Below are 16,625 nucleotides of genomic sequence, written 5' to 3' on the forward strand. Positions count from 1 at the left end.
TGGATTATGTCAAAGGCCTTCTCGTTCCAGTCTGAGAAAAACATATTTGCTAGGATGAAGCCTGCTCTCTCAATTGACGCATTTCTTCCATCCATGCTTCTACTTCCGCTTTTATTTCATTTGCCTCTTTGTCCACCATTGCTTTCTTTTCATCACGTAAAGTACTATTTATATCATCCAGTCCTTGCTTACGTTCTTCCAGTAAGTCCTTCAGCTGACTTGCTTTATCTTCAGCCAACCAACCTTCGTCTTCTAGCGAATCGACTACAGAACGAAAACGGTGATCCTCTCGTGAAATAACAGCTTTCCAATTACTGCTGATGTCACTGATATCCTCTTTTTTGTGAAGAATCTCCCAACCAACAGGAGCAAGGTTTACAGGTGCATAAGCTAAATCTATTAGCGATGGAAGCCATTCGTATTCAATGGCTGATTCTAATTCCTCACCATTGTTAGCAGCAAAGTATTCTCCATTCCCTGCTTCTGCTACTGCTATCAACTGCTCTTCGGCCTCCTGATCAACCTGAAAGCCGATAATATTCACAGTACGATCCTCATTACTATTGTTTACAAAGCTTTCTGCTGCCTCAATAGGATTACTATCACATGTTTCTACTCCATCACTAACAATATAAACCGTAACATTTCCTTCTTGTTCAGCACTTAATTGCATGATTTTATCGATACCCGCAGCTAGTGGTGTCCAACCCTTTGCATCAATAGATGAAACCGCCTCATGGAATTTCTCGCCTTCATAATTTCCTAAAGGGGAAACTTCCTCTATTCCCGAACACGACTTTTCTTTCCCGGCATCACTATCGTCCCCTTTATGTCCAAAGGCTACTAAAGATACCTCAGTCGATTCACCGATTGTTTTTGCGAAGCTTTCGACTGCATCTTTGGCAGTAGCCATTCGCTGACCAGACCCATCTTCTGCCTCCATTAGCATACTTGAACTCGCATCTAATAAAAGATATGCATATTCACTTGCCTTATTTTCCTCTTCCTCAACCTTGTCTGGCCGAGGTAATAGGGGCTCCTGAAAGTTAGGTTGATAGCCTTCTAATTCAGATAGTAACTCACTGTGATAAGGGGATCCTGCATAATAAATCAGCCCCTTTAAAAGGGTTTCTGGTTCATCGGTGTCCGTTAGGTTAGATTGCATTGCTTCTACTAAGTCATTTAGAAAAGCTGGGTCAAGTTCTTCCATTCCCCATTCCGTACGTTCTGTTTCTTTTTCAAAACTGAGGTTACCCGTTAACTCTCCAGCTGCTAATTGTTTAATTACACCCTCGTCAATTTTGATAGATATCTCTGATAATCTTGAGTCTATTTCGTTATCCTGTTGTGCTGCGTTCTCTTCCTCTTTATTTGTATCAACTACGTCATCTGTTTGCTTTGTTTCTTCATCACTACATCCAATCGTAATAAACGTGAGAAGAAAGATCATCATATATTTCCTCAATTAGCCCACTCCCTTAGTCCTGTTATAACTCTATAACGACCCAAGGAACTAAAACGTTTCAATAGACCACCAAAATAAGTAAATAGTAACAAAGCTAAAACCAGCCAAAGATAACTTAAGCTACCTATAATACGGATTATGTCAACTAACTGCTTAGTGTTTATTTTGAAATAATTCATGTGCTAGGAGATCGCTTTAGCCAACCACTCCGCGTCCTGCGGGGCACGGCTGAAGCTAACTTTGTGAAGAAAGGCACTTCACAAAGTTAGCTTCAGCACCTGCACATCCCGCGGGAGTCTACGTGGTTGGCCTACGCTAGGATTAGTACTCTACAACTTTTGAAAGAGGTAGCATTTTGAGCTGAATAGCATTCGAATTTTACATAACAATATGCCTAGCACCACTGCTAATAACTGTGGCTAACGTTGTAGAACTTCCTTTAAGCTCCGGAAATATGCGGAGACTCCCGTGGAATCAGCGCGAGCTGAAGATCCACTTTGGAAAGAAAAGAATTTTCTTTCCAAAGTTAGCTGAAGCCGTGCCCACAGGACGCGGAGCATATTTCCGGAGCTTTGCTAAGCATATTCAACCTATCAAGATGACAGACATTGTCATACAGTTCCACTTTACATAATCCGTATTATAAGAACCCAATGTTTAATTCAGCCATAGATTCATACCTGAATTGCAGCAAATAAACGCTTTCCTAATGAACAAAAAAAGGGCTTGGATGCACCTCATAGAGAGATTAGCTCCTGCCCCTTGCTTTGTTAATCTTACGTATGGAATTATACTAATTCAATAACTGCCATGTTAGCACCATCACCGCGACGAGGTCCTAATTTAAGCACTCTAGTATATCCACCTTGGCGTTCTTCATAACGGCTTGCAATGTCGCTGAATAGCTTCTGTACTGCATCTTCGTTTTCGTTCGCTTCTGCCTTGTACAAGAAAGCTGCTGCTTGACGACGTGCATGAATGTCACCGCGTTTACCAAGTGTAATCATTTTATCCACAACTGAACGTAATTCTTTTGCTTTCGCTTCTGTTGTTTCAATACGTTCATGGATAATTAAATCCGTAGCTAAACCACGAAGTAACGCCATACGTTGATCCGTTGTACGTCCTAATTTTCTAGCCATGGAATATCCCTCCTTCGTTCGAAATCTCTATAAGATGTCACCATTAATCTTCGTTACGTAATCCAAGACCTAGATCTTCTAATTTATGCTTCACTTCTTCAAGTGATTTACGACCTAGGTTTCGAACTTTCATCATATCTTCTTCTGATTTATGAGCTAACTCCTGTACGGTATTAATACCTGCACGCTTAAGGCAGTTATAAGACCTTACAGATAAGTCAAGTTCTTCGATCGTCATTTCCAGAACTTTTTCTTTTTGATCTTCTTCTTTTTCGATCATGATCTCAGCATTTTTCGCTTCATCAGTCAAACCAACAAAAATATTCATGTGCTCCGTAAAGATTTTAGCTCCTAAAGAAACTGCTTCTTCTGGGCGAATACTTCCGTCTGTTTGGATATCAAAAGTAAGCTTATCATAATTGGCATCTTCACCAATACGGGTATTTTCAACTTGATAGGTTACTTTAGATACTGGAGTGAAGATAGAATCAACCGGGATCACACCAATTGGACGATCTTCATGGTTATTAGAATCAGCTGGACGATAACCTCGGCCACCCTGTGCTGAAATCTTCATTTTTAAATGGCCATTACTACCAACAGTAGCAATGTGAAGATCAGGATTTAAAATTTCGACATCACTATCAAAAATGATATCCGCAGCCGTAACTTCCCCTTCTCCCTGTACATCTACTTCAAGCGTTTTTTCTTCATCTGAATAGATTTTTAACGCTAGCTTCTTAAGGTTAAGGATAATAGTTGTCACATCTTCGACAACTCCCTCAACGGTAGAGAATTCATGTAGCGCTCCATCCATTTGTACAGATGTAACAGCAGCGCCAGGAAGTGAAGATAATAGGATACGACGCAAGGAGTTACCAAGTGTAGTACCATATCCACGCTCTAGTGGTTCTACAACGAATTTCCCATAAGTAGCATCATCGCTGATTTCTACTGTTTCTATTTTTGGCTTTTCAATTTCGATCATCTATTAAACCCTCCTCTAAAACGTCGAAACCCCGGTTAGACCTCAGTCTAACCGAAATTCCCCAGGTAGGCAGTTCCCGTTTCTGCACTATGCAATTGTGATGTTGTGTCTGTCGAAAGCATGGTGTCATTTAAACAATCTATATAAAACTTTATTAAGTTATCATAAACCATTATTGACAGATTAACAAATAATATACTGTGATTATACTCGACGACGTTTTGGCGGGCGACAACCATTGTGAGGAACTGGTGTTACATCACGAATGGCAGTTACTTCTAAACCTGCTGCTTGAAGTGAACGGATTGCTGCTTCACGTCCAGCACCAGGTCCTTTCACTGTAACCTCAAGTGTTTTTAAGCCATGATCCTGAGCTGCTTTAGCCGCAGCTTCTGCAGCCATTTGTGCTGCGAATGGAGTGGATTTTTTTGAACCTTTGAATCCTAATGCTCCAGCGCTGCTCCAGCTAACCGCATTTCCTTGTACATCAGTAATCGTAACAATTGTGTTGTTGAATGTAGAACGAATGTGTGCAACACCCGTGTCTATATTCTTTTTGACACGACGTTTACGTGTATTAGTTTTACGAGCCATAGGTTAGCAAACCTCCTTTATCTTATTTCTTTTTGTTAGCCATTGTTTTTCTTGGTCCTTTACGAGTACGAGAGTTGTTTTTCGTTTTTTGACCTCGAACAGGTAATCCACGACGGTGACGAATACCACGGTATGAACCAATTTCAATTAGACGTTTAATGTTTAGGGATACTTCACGACGAAGATCACCTTCTACATTATAGTTATCGATCTTTTGACGGATTTGACCTAATTCTTCTTCCGTTAAGTCACGCACACGAGTATTTTGATCAACGCCAGCTTCTTTTAAAACTTCCTGAGCAGTTGTTTTTCCAATTCCATAAATATAAGTTAAAGCGATCACCACGCGCTTGTCACGCGGCACATCTACACCAGCTATACGAGCCATAGAATGACTACACCTCCTTATCCTTGTTTTTGTTTATGCTTAGGGTTTTCGCAGATTACCATTACTTTTCCTTTACGGCGAATAACCTTACATTTTTCACAAATTGGTTTTACAGATGGTCTTACCTTCATCTTCCATACCTCCTCTAGTATCGGAGCATTTTATTTATAACGGTACGTAATTCGACCTCTTGTTAAATCATATGGAGAAAGTTCAACCGTAACTTTATCTCCTGGTAAGATTCGAATAAAGTGCATTCTGATTTTACCAGAAACATGCGCTAGCACGGTGTGACCATTCTCAAGTTCTACTTTAAACATTGCATTAGGTAATGTATCTATTACAGTACCTTCGACTTCAATTGCATCGTCTTTCGCCATCGAGTTGATCTCCCTTCTTCAAATCTGCCTGATACTCATCGACAAATTTATTAATAGCATAACGCAACTTACCATTGGTTACGCGCCCAGTTTCGAGAAGGCTTCTTTGCACTTCAGGAGAAATAAAAATTGTGGGCGCAATATGACTGACATTCTTCTTCTTAGGACGGTCATATTTACGCTTATCTCCATCAGCCAACAAGACAAAACGACTGTCTACTTTACCAATTACAATTGCAAACTGACCTGCTTCGCGTCCTTGTAGGATTTGAACAACCTGACCTAATTCGGGATAACTCTCCGTTTCGCTCAACCATCATCACCTTCATTTAGGTTTTACGTCATACCTATTAACATCATGTACATCGCTAGTATCATTATACCAACAAACATGACATTTCATTAAGAAATTGTTTTTAATTTCTCGTCAATATCGCTAAATACTTTGTCGATTTCTTGAGAGCCATTGATCGTAACCAAATCACCTTTGTCAGCATAGAAATCTAACATCGGTTGAGTTTGTTCAAGATTCACCTCTAAACGATTCGATACTGTACTCGGTTGATCATCTTCACGCTGAATCAATGTCTCGCCATCTTTATCACAAACTCCTTCAACCTCTGGTGGGTTAAAGACTACATGATAAGTGGTCCCACATTTCGGACATATGCGTCGGCCAGTAAGACGTTCCACTAGTTTTTCCTTCGCTACGTCCACGTGCAGAACAAAATCAATCGAACGATTCATGTTAGAAAGCAAGTCATCTAACGCTTCAGCCTGTGCTAAAGTACGTGGAAAGCCATCTAACAAGAAGCCTTTTTGACAGTCATCTTTGTTCAATCGCTCTTGGACAATACCAATGGTTACTTCATCTGGAACTAGAGCACCTTCATCCATATAGCTCTTCGCTTTCTGTCCAAGCTCCGTTCCTTCTTTAATAGCTAATCGAAACATATCTCCAGTTGAAATATGAGGGATTTCATATTTTTCTACTATTTTTTCTGCCTGTGTACCTTTACCGGCACCAGGTAGTCCCATAAGGATTAGATTCAACGATTTTCCCCTCGCTCTCTTTCTAGTACGAACTATAAAAGCTTTATTTAATAAAGCCTTTATAATTACGTTTGACTAGCTGTCCTTCTAACTGTTTCATTGTCTGTAATGCTACGCCGACAACAATTAGAAGACCTGTTCCTCCGATTTGCACGGACTGTGGTAAACCTGCAACGCCACCTAGGATTAGAGGGAGTACAGCTACCGCAGCTAAGAATAAAGATCCAACAAATGTTAGTCGATACATAACACGTGTTAAATAAGTCTCCGTAGTTTTTCCTGGACGAATACCAGGGATATAGCCACCTTGCTTTTTCAAGTTGTCAGCCATTTGCTCTGGATTAACCTGAACAAATGTATAGAAATACGTAAATGCGATGATTAGCACAACGTAGATAATCATACCACTTACGGTTGTATAATCAAAAAAGTTTGAAATAGCTATCGCAATCTCATTGTTTTCAAAGAAACTCGCGATCGTACGCGGTGCAATGATAAATGATATTGCAAAGATTACCGGAATTACCCCTGCAGCATTTACTTTTAACGGTAAATGTGTAGAGTGTCCACCTACCGGCGAACGATTCACTAAACGTTTTGCATATTGTACCGGAATTTTACGTAATGCTTGCTGAATAAAAATAACACCTACGACTACAGCAAGTACAAGCAGTAAAATTAATAATACAATAACGATATTTAGGAACAGTTCATCTCCTGTGCCAGATCCAAAATACTGTGCATAAATTTGATTCACACCATTTGGAATGGCAGCAGCGATACCTGCAAAAATTAGAATAGAGATACCATTACCTACACCGTGTGTAGTAATTTGCTCTCCTAACCATAACAGAAAAGCAGTACCAGCTGTTAACACGATAGCAATCACTAAGAATTTACCAACGCCAGGGTCTTTAATTAACATTCCTCCTGACATCGCGTTAAATCCTACAGACATCGCACAAGCTTGGATAAATGCTAACGCGATCGCTGCGTAACGTGTGACTTGCGCTAATTTCTTGCGTCCCATCTCACCTTGTTTCTTCCATTCAGAGAATTTCTGAACAACATCCATTTGCAATAACTGCATGATGATGGATGCAGTGATGTATGGCATGATTCCCATCGCAAAGATAGAGAAATTCTGTAATGCCCCACCACCAAATGTGTTTAATAAGCCGAACACATTTTGTTCATTCATAAAGTCAATGGCACTTCTGTCAGTAAAAGGAACTGGAATGAAAGTACCAATTCGAAATACTACTAGCATAAGAAGTGTAAAGATAATTTTGTTTCTGATGTCAGCCACACGCACAAAATTGGAGATTGTACGGAACATTAAATCACCTCAGTTTGACCGCCCGCTGCTTCAATTGCTTCTTTAGCTGAAGCAGAAAACTTATGAGCTTTTACGGTTAATTTCTTTTCTATTTTACCATTTCCAAGAATCTTAACGCCAGACTTTACCTTGCTGATGGTACCATTTTCTAGTAAAAGCTCAGGTGTCACTTCAGTACCTTCGTCAAAGCTGTTTAATGTTTCCAAGTTAACAATTGCGAAATCTTTACGGTTGATGTTAGTAAAACCACGTTTAGGTAAACGTTGGAATAAAGGCATTTGTCCACCTTCAAATCCTGGACGTACGCCTCCACCGGAACGTGCTTTTTGACCTTTATGACCACGTCCAGATGTTTTTCCGTTACCTGATGACATACCACGACCAACGCGGTTGCGTTCTTTCTTCGCTTGAGCTGGTTTTAATTCATGCAGTTTCATGCGAGCACCTCCTCTTATATCTATTTTGTTTATTAAACTTCTTTCACGTCTACTAAATGTGATACTTTGGTAATCATGCCTCGCACGACAGGAGTATCTTCACGAACTACTGATTGATGAATTTTTTTCAGTCCAAGAGTTTGAACAGTAGCTTTTTGTACTTCTGATCTACCGATGACACTGCGTTTGAGGGTAATTTCTAATTTATTAGACATTTGTTTTCCCTCCCTATCCTAACAATTCTTCTACAGACTTACCACGAAGTTTCGCTACCTCTTCAGCGCGTTTTAATTCGCTTAGTCCATTGATTGTTGCACGAACCATGTTGATTGGAGTATTTGAACCTAGTGATTTAGATAGAATATCGCCAACACCAGCAAGTTCTAATACGGCACGCACAGGTCCACCTGCGATTACCCCGGTACCTTCTACTGCTGGTTTCATTAAGATGTTACCAGCACCGAATTGCCCGTGGATTTCGTGTGGAATAGTAGTACCAACGATAGGTACATTTACTAAGTTTTTCTTAGCATCGTCGATTGCTTTTTTAATAGCATCTGGTACCTCTTGTGCTTTACCAGTACCAAATCCTACATGACCATTTTTATCTCCGACTACTACCAATGCAGCAAAGCGAAAACGACGTCCACCTTTTACAACCTTTGCTACACGGTTAATTGTTACAACGCGTTCTTCTAAATCTAATTTGTTTGGGTCGATGTTAGTACGCAACATATGTCCCTCCTTTTTTAATTAAAATTCAAGACCTGCTTCACGAGCAGCATCTGCTAGAGATTTAACTCGACCATGATATAAATATCCACCACGATCAAAAACAACATTTTTGAAGCCATTGTCGATTGCGCGCTTAGCAAGTAGTTCTCCAACTTGTTTCGCTGCATCAACATTCCCTGTTGTATCTAAGTTTAACTCATTATCTACTGTAGATGCACTAGCTACCGTCACGTTATTTACGTCATCGATAAGTTGTGCATAGATGTGTTTATTCGAACGGAATACATTTAGACGTGGGCGCTCCTGAGTACCGAAAAGGTTCTTACGGATACGCATATGTCTTTTCTTACGTACACTATTTTTATCAGGTTTTGTGATCATCTAGGTCACTCCTTTCTGTTCCCTAACTAACCTTACTTAGCAGTTTTACCTTCTTTTCGACGTACATATTCGCCTTCATAACGGATACCTTTACCTTTATATGGTTCAGGTGGGCGGATGGAACGAATGTTAGCCGCAACAGCGCCTACTAATTCTTTATCGATACCTTTTACAACAACTTTTGTATTCGCTGGAACATCAATTTCAATTCCTTCGATCGGTTCGATTTCAACTGGGTGAGAATAACCAGCATTAACAACAAGTTTATCACCTTGTTTTTGTGCACGGTACCCTACACCTTGAATTTCAAGTGCTTTTTCGAATCCTTTATGGACACCTTCAACCATATTACCGATAAGGCTTCGAGTTGTACCATGTAATGCTTTATGCAGTTTAGAGTCGCTTGGACGTTCAACTGTCAGGATATTATCCTCAATCTTAACATTCATGTCACTGTTAAAAGAACGGCTTAATTCACCTTTTGGTCCTTTAACTGTAACAGTATCTCCATCTAATTTCACTTCCACGTCTTGTGGAATTTCCAATAGTCTTAAACCTATACGTGACATACTAAGGCACCTCCTATCTTCTAAGAATCTCTTACCAAATATATGCTAGCACTTCGCCACCGATAGCCTGTGAACGTGCTTCTTTATCAGACAATACACCTTTTGAAGTAGAAACGATCGCAATACCTAAACCGTTTAGTACTTTCGGTAATTCATCAGCTTTTGCATAAACGCGTAAACCTGGTTTACTAATACGTTTCAAACCTGAAATTACACGTTCGTCGTTACTTCCATACTTCAAAAAGATACGAAGGATTCCTTGTTTGTCATCCTCTACAAATTCGTAGTCACGGATGAATCCTTCACGTTTTAAAATATCTGCAATTTCTTTTTTAAGATTCGACGCTGGGAACTCCAATTTTTCATGGCGAACTGTGTTAGCGTTACGAATACGAGTAAGCATATCTGCAATTGGATCTGTCATAACCATTCCTATTACCTCCTTCCCTAATCGGGGATTTACCAGCTTGCTTTTTTAACACCAGGAATTTGACCTTTATATGCAAGTTCACGGAAACAAATACGGCAAAGTTTAAATTTACGGATTACTGAGTGTGGACGTCCGCAACGTTCACAACGAGTATATTCCTGAACCGGGAATTTCGCTTTGCGCTGTTGTTTAGCGATCATTGATTTTTTAGCCACTCTTTTCCCTCCTTATATTAGCTTTTCGCTTATTTTTGGAAAGGCATGCCAAGTTGAGTTAGAAGTTCTGCAGCTTCTTCGTCAGAGTTAGCTGTAGTGACGATAACAACGTCCATTCCTCTTACTTTGTTTACTTGGTCATAATTAATTTCCGGGAAAATTAATTGTTCTTTTACACCTAAAGTGTAGTTACCACGGCCATCAAAAGCTTTTTTAGAAATACCACGGAAGTCACGTACACGTGGAAGTGATACATCGATAAGCTTTTGTAGAAAGTCAAACATACGCTCTCCACGTAATGTTACTTTCGCACCGATTGGCATTCCTTCACGTAAACGGAAGCCTGCAATAGATTTTTTCGCTTTTGTTACTACAGGTTTTTGACCAGTGATTTGTGTCAATTCCTCTACCGCAGCATCAAGTGCTTTAGAGTTTTGAACCGCATCACCAACACCCATGTTTAATACGATTTTTTCGATTTTAGGTACTTCCATCACTGAGTTATAGTTGAATTTCTCTACTAAAGAAGAAACAATTTCGTCATTGTATTTTTGCTTTAAAGCGTTCATCACGTAAACCTCCTTTCATCGCTAAGACTATTTATCTAACGCTTCACCAGATTTTTTAGCGACACGAACTTTCTTTCCGTCACGTACTTCATATCCAACACGAGTTGGTTCGCCAGATTTAGGATCTACTGGCATTACGTTCGAAACATGAATCGCTGCTTCTTGATTCAAAATACCACCTTGTGGATTTTCCTGAGAAGGTTTCGCGTGTTTTTTCACAACATTAACACCTTCTACAAGCACACGATCTTTTTTAGGAAATGCAGCTAAAACTTCTCCCTGCTTTCCTTTATCTTTACCTGAAATTACAAGTACTTTATCACCTTTTTTGACATGCATGCTATCCGCACCTCCTTACACGGTTTTTCCTAACGTGCTTATAATACTTCTGGAGCTAGAGATACGATTTTCATGAATTTCGCATCACGCAATTCACGTGCAACTGGTCCAAAAATACGAGTACCTCTTGGACTTTGGTCATCACGAATGATGACTGCTGCGTTCTCATCAAATCGAATATAAGAACCGTCTTTACGTCTTACTCCGCTCTTAGAACGTACAATTACAGCTTTAACTACTTCACCTTTTTTAACAACGCCCCCTGGTGTTGCTTGTTTTACCGAACAAACAATTACATCACCAATGTTGGCTGTCTTACGACCTGAACCACCTAAAACTTTAATCGCCTGTACTTCACGAGCACCAGAGTTATCTGCTACTTTTAAACGAGATTCTTGTTGGATCATATTCGTGTACCCTCCCTTCGGAACTTATCCGAGCGAACTTTAATTAAATAATTACTGCTTCTTCCACAACTTCAACTAAACGGAAACGTTTTGTTTTAGATTGTGGTTTTGTTTCCATGATACGTACAACATCGCCGATTTTAGCTTGGTTGTTTTCATCATGAGTTTTGAATTTTTTAGAGTATTTAACGCGCTTGCCATATAAAGTATGAAATTTATATGTTTCAACTAAGACAGTAATAGTTTTATCCATCTTGTCAGATACGACACGTCCAGTATAGACTTTACGATTATTACGCTCACTCATCTGAGGCTAACCTCCTTTATTATCCGTTATTTACGCTTAGCTCTCTTTCGCGAACAACAGTCTTCATACGTGCAATTGACTTACGCACTTCACGTAGACGTGCTGTGTTTTCCAATTGGCCGGTAGCTAGTTGGAAACGCAAATTGAAAAGCTCTTCTTTTAATGACTTGATCTTTTGTTCAATTTCGGCAGTGGTTAGTTCTCTAATTTCATTAGCCTTCATTGATTTCACCACCAATTTCTTCTCGTTTTACGAATTTCGTTTTAATTGGTAATTTGTGAGCTGCAAGACGAAGTGCTTCACGTGCTACCTCTTCCGATACACCTGCAATCTCAAACATTATCTTACCAGGTTTAACTACTGCTACCCATCCTTCAGGAGCACCTTTACCAGAACCCATACGAACCTCTAGAGGCTTTGCAGTATAAGGTTTGTCAGGGAAGATCTTAATCCAAACTTTACCACCACGCTTCATATAACGAGTCATCGCTATACGAGCTGCTTCGATTTGACGACTAGTAATCCAGGAAGCATCAACAGCCTGTAAGCCGTATTCACCAAATGCTACTGATGTACCACCTTTTGCTTTACCTTTCATATTACCACGATGTTGCTTACGATGTTTTACACGTTTTGGCATTAACATAATGCTTGCCCCCTTCCTTAGTTATTGTTTTTAGTTGGAAGGACTTCTCCACGATAGATCCATACTTTAACACCTAACTTACCGTAAGTGGTGTCTGCTTCTGCAGTTCCGTAATCGATATCTGCACGTAAAGTATGAAGTGGAACAGTTCCTTCGCTATAGCTCTCAGCTCTCGCCATATCTGCACCGCCAAGACGACCAGATACCTGCGTACGGATACCTTTAGCACCTGCGCGCATAGCACGTTGAATCGTTTGTTTCTGTGCACGACGGAAAGACACACGATTTTCTAATTGACGAGCGATGTTTTCAGCTACTAACTTAGCATCTAGATCTGCTTTTTTCACTTCTACGATGTTGATGTGTACTCTTTTACCAGTTAGTTGGTTAAGTGATTTACGTAGTGCTTCTACTTCAGAACCACCTTTACCAATTACCATACCTGGTTTTGCTGTAGAGATTGAAATGTTAACACGGTTTGCCGCTCTTTCGATTTCTACTTTGGATACAGCACCATCTTTTAGACGTTGTTCGATATATTCACGAATTTTGATATCCTCATGTAAAAGGTCCGCATAATCTTTTCCTGCATACCATTTAGATTCCCAATCACGGATAACTCCGACACGAAGACCAGTTGGATTTACTTTTTGACCCACAGATTATCCCTCCTTTTTCTCAGATAGAACCACTGTAATGTGGCTAGTTCGTTTATTGATTTGTGTTGCACGACCTTGTGCACGTGGGCGGAAACGTTTCAAAGTAACACCTTCGTTAACAAACGCTTCTGACACTACTAAATTATCTGTGTTCATTTCATAATTATGTTCTGCATTTGCGATAGCAGAATTTAATAATTTCTCAACAACTGGTGATGCACCGCGTTGTGTGTGTTTTAAAATCGCAATTGCCTCTCCTACTTCTTTGCCACGGATTAAATCGATCACTAGGCGAACTTTACGAGGAGCAATTCGGATTGATTTTGCAACAGCTTTTGCTTGCATTAGGAGTACCTCCTCTCAATTAACGTTTTGTTTTCTTGTCATCTCCAGCATGCCCTCTATACGTACGTGTTGGAGCAAATTCACCTAATTTATGTCCAACCATATCTTCCGTTACGAATACTGGCACGTGTTTGCGACCATCATATACCGCAATCGTATGACCGACGAAGTTCGGAAAAATTGTAGAACGACGAGACCACGTTTTTACAACTGTCTTCTTGTCTTCATCGTTTAATTTGTCGATCTTTTTCATTAAATGGTCATCTGCGAAAGGTCCTTTTTTTAAGCTACGACCCATGGATAAGCCTCCCTTCGCGATTGTCGGACGGGTTTTGTCGCCCGTCGTTCAACCCCGTTATTTTTTACGTTTACGTACGATAAATTTATCTGATTGCTTGTTACGCTGACGTGTTTTGTAACCAAGTGTTGGTTTACCCCAAGGTGACATTGGTGATTTACGACCGATTGGTGCGCGTCCTTCACCACCACCGTGTGGGTGATCATTAGGGTTCATAACAGAACCACGAACAGTTGGGCGCTTGCCTTTCCAACGAGAACGTCCAGCTTTACCCACGTTGACTAATTCGTGCTCTAGGTTACCAACTTGACCGATTGTAGCACGGCAAGAAGCTAGAACTAAACGAACTTCACCAGATGATAAACGCACTAATACGTATTTACCTTCACGTCCTAGGATTTGTGCTTGTGCTCCAGCAGACCTAACTAACTGTGCACCGCGTCCTGGTTTTAATTCGATGTTATGAATTACTGTACCTACTGGAATATCACTTAGCGGTAATGCGTTACCTAATTTGATATCTGCATCAGAACCAGATACGATTTCCTGACCTACTTGAATTCCTTTTGGTGCTAGAATATAACGTTTTTCTCCATCAACATAATGGATAAGAGCGATGTTTGCTGAACGGTTTGGATCGTATTCGATTGTAGCAACTTTGCCTGGTATTCCATCTTTGTCGCGTTTGAAATCAATGATACGATACTTACGCTTGTGTCCACCGCCTTGATGACGAACGGTTAATTTCCCTTGGTTATTACGACCTCCACGCTTGCTTAATGGTGCAAGAAGAGATTTTTCCGGTTGATCTGTTGTGATTTCAGCAAAATCAGAAACCGTCATAAATCTACGACCATTGGAAGTTGGTTTGTACTTTTTAATCGCCATCTTTTTTCCCTCCTTTTTTATTCAAATTATAACGTTTCAAAGAAATCTAATTCTTTGCTGTCTTCAGACAACTGAACAATTGCTCTTTTACTGTCAGAGCGAAATCCGCCATAACGGCCCATACGCTTAAATTTACCTTTTCTGTTTAACGTGTTCACACTCACTACGCTCACACCAAAGATTTCTTCAACTGCACCTTTGATTTGCGTTTTGTTTGCGTTCTTCGTTACTTCAAACGTATATTTTTTATCTGCCATTAAATCTGCAGAGTGTTCTGTAATGATAGGGCGCTTAATAATATCACGAGGATCCTTCATTATGCAAGCACCTCCCCTGCTTTTTCAGCTGCTTCTTTTGTTAAGATCAGCTTGTCATGCGTAAGCAAGTCTAGTACGTTTACTTCGCTTACTGATAGTACTTTTACATTTTCAAGATTATTAGCCGATTTCACTAATACTTCGTCTTTATCCGCTGTAACAATTAATGCTTTTGTATCTACATTTAAAGAAGAAAGCATTGAAACTACTTCTTTCGTTTTTGGAGCATCAAAAGCAATTCCTTCTAAAACCACTAAGCTATCATCTTTTACCTTGCTAGAAAAAGCAGATTTAAGCGCTAATCTACGTACTTTCTTAGGTAATTTGTAGCTGTAGCTTCTTGGAGTAGGTCCGAATACAGTTCCACCGCCTACCCATTGAGGTGAACGGATTGACCCCTGACGTGCACGGCCTGTTCCTTTTTGACGCCACGGTTTACGACCACCACCACGTACATCAGAACGGTTTTTTACCGCATGTGTACCTTGACGCAAAGATGCACGTTGCATTAGAACAGCGTCATGTAGTACATGTTCGTTTGGCTCAATTCCGAATACCGCATCGTTGATTTCTACATCACCAACTTGTGATCCACTTTGATTAAATAGTGCTACTTTAGGCATGACATATCCTCCCTTCGATTAGTAATTAGTTAGCCTTTACTGCACTCGTAATTTCAACGAATGATTTTCTTGCACCTGGAACGTTTCCTTTGATTAAGAGAAGGTTACGTTCTGCATCTACTTTCACAACTTCTAAGTTCTGGATTGTGATCTTCTTGCCACCCATTTGACCAGGTAATTTTTTACCTTTGAATACGTGCATTGGATCGATTGGACCCATTGTACCCGGGCGTCTGTGGTAGCGAGAACCGTGTGTCATCGGTCCACGTGCTTGATTATGACGCTTAATAGCACCTTGGAATCCTTTCCCTTTAGAAGTACCTGTTACATCAATAATATCTCCCGCTTGGAAAACCTCTACGTTTATCTCTTGACCTAAATCATATTCGTCAAGATTTACGTCACGGATTTCACGAATGAAGCGCTTAGGAGTAGTATTTGCCTTTTCAGCATGCCCTTTTCCTGCTTTGATTACATTGTTTGCTTTTTGATCTGCAAAACCGATTTGAATTGCTTCATATCCATCGTTATCTTGCGTACGTTTCTGCAATACAACGTTTGGTTCAGCCTCAATAACAGTTACAGGGATTAATTCGCCCTCTTCAGAAAACAACTGTGTCATGCCGACTTTGCGACCTAAGATTCCTTTCGTCATCCGTTACACCTCCTAGATTAGTAAATTTATATTAAAGTTTAATTTCGATATCCACACCAGATGGTAAGTCAAGACGCATTAACGCATCAACAGTTTTTGGTGTAGGACTTACGATGTCAATTAGACGTTTGTGTGTGCGCATTTCGAATTGCTCACGAGAATCTTTGTACTTGTGAGTTGCACGCAAGATTGTGTAAACCGACTTTTCCGTTGGTAACGGGATCGGACCTGAAACACCTGCGCCAGATCTTTTTGCAGTATCTACGATTTTATCTGCAGACTGATCTAAAATACGGTGATCATACGCTTTTAAACGAATTCTAATTTTTTCTTTTGCCATTATTTTCCCTCCTTTTCGCCCATTTAGATAATAGACATTCTCCGCGAAAATTTTCTCCGCACACTAGCCATGGCAAAGGGGCCGGGTGTGCCAACAACCTTCCGCATCATCGCCT

General features: G+C 40.2%; 31 protein-coding genes. All 31 read right to left on the minus strand.

Going from position 1 to position 16,625, the window contains the following annotated elements; all coding sequences use genetic code 11:
• Positions 1-49: 49 nt before the first annotated feature.
• Positions 50-1,465, minus strand: coding sequence for a vWA domain-containing protein (locus MUN88_RS04810; RefSeq protein ID WP_244721499.1), 1,416 nt, complete (start codon positions 1,463-1,465; stop codon positions 50-52).
• A 788-nt stretch (positions 1,466-2,253) separates the two neighbouring features.
• On the minus strand, positions 2,254-2,607 hold the full coding sequence (gene rplQ / locus MUN88_RS04815) for a 50S ribosomal protein L17 (protein ID WP_244721500.1): 354 nt from the start codon (positions 2,605-2,607) through the stop codon (positions 2,254-2,256).
• 43 nt (positions 2,608-2,650) lie between these two features.
• On the minus strand, positions 2,651-3,595 hold the full coding sequence (locus MUN88_RS04820) for a DNA-directed RNA polymerase subunit alpha (RefSeq protein WP_244721502.1): 945 nt from the start codon (positions 3,593-3,595) through the stop codon (positions 2,651-2,653).
• 204 nt (positions 3,596-3,799) lie between these two features.
• Positions 3,800-4,189, minus strand: a complete 390-nt coding sequence (rpsK, locus tag MUN88_RS04825) for a 30S ribosomal protein S11 (protein ID WP_244721504.1) — start codon at positions 4,187-4,189, stop codon at positions 3,800-3,802.
• 22 nt (positions 4,190-4,211) lie between these two features.
• Positions 4,212-4,577 carry a 30S ribosomal protein S13 gene (rpsM, locus tag MUN88_RS04830; protein WP_244721506.1) on the minus strand — a complete coding sequence of 122 codons (366 nt, stop codon included), beginning with the start codon at positions 4,575-4,577 and terminating at the stop codon, positions 4,212-4,214.
• A gap of 17 nt (positions 4,578-4,594) precedes the next feature.
• Positions 4,595-4,708, minus strand: coding sequence for a 50S ribosomal protein L36 (gene rpmJ / locus MUN88_RS04835; RefSeq protein WP_003156543.1), 114 nt, complete (start codon positions 4,706-4,708; stop codon positions 4,595-4,597).
• 30 nt (positions 4,709-4,738) lie between these two features.
• Entirely contained in the window at positions 4,739-4,957 is a 219-nt protein-coding gene (gene infA / locus MUN88_RS04840; RefSeq protein WP_018934234.1) for a translation initiation factor IF-1, read from the minus strand.
• On the minus strand, positions 4,935-5,270 hold the full coding sequence (locus tag MUN88_RS04845) for a KOW domain-containing RNA-binding protein (RefSeq protein ID WP_244721508.1): 336 nt from the start codon (positions 5,268-5,270) through the stop codon (positions 4,935-4,937). The genes infA and MUN88_RS04845 overlap by 23 nt, the downstream gene beginning before the upstream one ends.
• Before the next feature lie 89 nt (positions 5,271-5,359).
• Positions 5,360-6,010 carry an adenylate kinase gene (locus tag MUN88_RS04850; RefSeq protein ID WP_244721511.1) on the minus strand — a complete coding sequence of 217 codons (651 nt, stop codon included), beginning with the start codon at positions 6,008-6,010 and terminating at the stop codon, positions 5,360-5,362.
• Between the two features lie 43 nt (positions 6,011-6,053).
• Positions 6,054-7,349 carry a preprotein translocase subunit SecY gene (gene secY / locus MUN88_RS04855; RefSeq protein ID WP_244721513.1) on the minus strand — a complete coding sequence of 432 codons (1,296 nt, stop codon included), beginning with the start codon at positions 7,347-7,349 and terminating at the stop codon, positions 6,054-6,056.
• Entirely contained in the window at positions 7,349-7,786 is a 438-nt protein-coding gene (gene rplO, locus MUN88_RS04860; protein WP_244721516.1) for a 50S ribosomal protein L15, read from the minus strand. The genes secY and rplO overlap by 1 nt, the downstream gene beginning before the upstream one ends.
• A 32-nt stretch (positions 7,787-7,818) precedes the next feature.
• A complete protein-coding gene (gene rpmD, locus MUN88_RS04865; RefSeq protein WP_244721525.1) occupies positions 7,819-8,001 on the minus strand; it encodes a 50S ribosomal protein L30 in 183 nt (60 codons plus the stop codon).
• 13 nt (positions 8,002-8,014) lie between these two features.
• Entirely contained in the window at positions 8,015-8,521 is a 507-nt protein-coding gene (rpsE, locus tag MUN88_RS04870; RefSeq protein ID WP_018934228.1) for a 30S ribosomal protein S5, read from the minus strand.
• 18 nt (positions 8,522-8,539) lie between these two features.
• Complete coding sequence (gene rplR / locus MUN88_RS04875) at positions 8,540-8,902, minus strand: 50S ribosomal protein L18 (protein ID WP_244721528.1); 363 nt, start codon at positions 8,900-8,902, stop codon at positions 8,540-8,542.
• A gap of 32 nt (positions 8,903-8,934) precedes the next feature.
• Entirely contained in the window at positions 8,935-9,471 is a 537-nt protein-coding gene (gene rplF, locus MUN88_RS04880; RefSeq protein WP_244721531.1) for a 50S ribosomal protein L6, read from the minus strand.
• 31 nt (positions 9,472-9,502) lie between these two features.
• Positions 9,503-9,901, minus strand: a complete 399-nt coding sequence (rpsH, locus tag MUN88_RS04885; RefSeq protein ID WP_244721540.1) for a 30S ribosomal protein S8 — start codon at positions 9,899-9,901, stop codon at positions 9,503-9,505.
• A gap of 29 nt (positions 9,902-9,930) precedes the next feature.
• Positions 9,931-10,116, minus strand: coding sequence for a 30S ribosomal protein S14 (gene rpsN / locus MUN88_RS04890; protein ID WP_244721542.1), 186 nt, complete (start codon positions 10,114-10,116; stop codon positions 9,931-9,933).
• A gap of 29 nt (positions 10,117-10,145) precedes the next feature.
• On the minus strand, positions 10,146-10,685 hold the full coding sequence (rplE, locus tag MUN88_RS04895) for a 50S ribosomal protein L5 (RefSeq protein ID WP_244721544.1): 540 nt from the start codon (positions 10,683-10,685) through the stop codon (positions 10,146-10,148).
• A 27-nt stretch (positions 10,686-10,712) separates the two neighbouring features.
• Entirely contained in the window at positions 10,713-11,024 is a 312-nt protein-coding gene (rplX, locus tag MUN88_RS04900; RefSeq protein ID WP_244721558.1) for a 50S ribosomal protein L24, read from the minus strand.
• Positions 11,025-11,062: 38 nt separating this feature from the next.
• Positions 11,063-11,431 (minus strand): 50S ribosomal protein L14, encoded by a 369-nt coding sequence (gene rplN, locus MUN88_RS04905; RefSeq protein ID WP_244721560.1) that lies wholly within the window; start codon positions 11,429-11,431, stop codon positions 11,063-11,065.
• A 43-nt stretch (positions 11,432-11,474) separates the two neighbouring features.
• Entirely contained in the window at positions 11,475-11,738 is a 264-nt protein-coding gene (rpsQ, locus tag MUN88_RS04910) for a 30S ribosomal protein S17 (protein ID WP_244721561.1), read from the minus strand.
• Positions 11,739-11,757: 19 nt separating this feature from the next.
• On the minus strand, positions 11,758-11,961 hold the full coding sequence (gene rpmC, locus MUN88_RS04915) for a 50S ribosomal protein L29 (protein WP_035724125.1): 204 nt from the start codon (positions 11,959-11,961) through the stop codon (positions 11,758-11,760).
• Positions 11,951-12,385, minus strand: a complete 435-nt coding sequence (rplP, locus tag MUN88_RS04920) for a 50S ribosomal protein L16 (protein ID WP_244721562.1) — start codon at positions 12,383-12,385, stop codon at positions 11,951-11,953. Before rplP ends, rpmC begins: the two co-directional genes overlap by 11 nt.
• 17 nt (positions 12,386-12,402) lie before the next feature.
• On the minus strand, positions 12,403-13,044 hold the full coding sequence (gene rpsC, locus MUN88_RS04925) for a 30S ribosomal protein S3 (RefSeq protein ID WP_244721563.1): 642 nt from the start codon (positions 13,042-13,044) through the stop codon (positions 12,403-12,405).
• Between the two features lie 3 nt (positions 13,045-13,047).
• A complete protein-coding gene (rplV, locus tag MUN88_RS04930) occupies positions 13,048-13,389 on the minus strand; it encodes a 50S ribosomal protein L22 (RefSeq protein ID WP_244721564.1) in 342 nt (113 codons plus the stop codon).
• Between the two features lie 19 nt (positions 13,390-13,408).
• Positions 13,409-13,687: a 30S ribosomal protein S19 gene (rpsS, locus tag MUN88_RS04935; RefSeq protein ID WP_244721565.1), complete on the minus strand. Its 279-nt coding sequence runs from the start codon at positions 13,685-13,687 to the stop codon at positions 13,409-13,411.
• Positions 13,688-13,744: 57 nt separating this feature from the next.
• Positions 13,745-14,575 carry a 50S ribosomal protein L2 gene (gene rplB / locus MUN88_RS04940; RefSeq protein ID WP_244721566.1) on the minus strand — a complete coding sequence of 277 codons (831 nt, stop codon included), beginning with the start codon at positions 14,573-14,575 and terminating at the stop codon, positions 13,745-13,747.
• A 26-nt stretch (positions 14,576-14,601) separates the two neighbouring features.
• Entirely contained in the window at positions 14,602-14,892 is a 291-nt protein-coding gene (gene rplW, locus MUN88_RS04945) for a 50S ribosomal protein L23 (RefSeq protein ID WP_244721588.1), read from the minus strand.
• Positions 14,892-15,515, minus strand: a complete 624-nt coding sequence (rplD, locus tag MUN88_RS04950; protein ID WP_244721591.1) for a 50S ribosomal protein L4 — start codon at positions 15,513-15,515, stop codon at positions 14,892-14,894. Before rplD ends, rplW begins: the two co-directional genes overlap by 1 nt.
• A 25-nt stretch (positions 15,516-15,540) precedes the next feature.
• Positions 15,541-16,170, minus strand: coding sequence for a 50S ribosomal protein L3 (rplC, locus tag MUN88_RS04955; protein WP_244721594.1), 630 nt, complete (start codon positions 16,168-16,170; stop codon positions 15,541-15,543).
• 31 nt (positions 16,171-16,201) lie between these two features.
• Positions 16,202-16,510: a 30S ribosomal protein S10 gene (gene rpsJ / locus MUN88_RS04960; protein WP_244721597.1), complete on the minus strand. Its 309-nt coding sequence runs from the start codon at positions 16,508-16,510 to the stop codon at positions 16,202-16,204.
• Positions 16,511-16,625: the final 115 nt, after the last annotated feature.

It is taken from the genome of Gracilibacillus caseinilyticus, assembly GCF_022919115.1.
GTDB classification, from domain to species: domain Bacteria; phylum Bacillota; class Bacilli; order Bacillales; family Amphibacillaceae; genus Gracilibacillus; species Gracilibacillus caseinilyticus.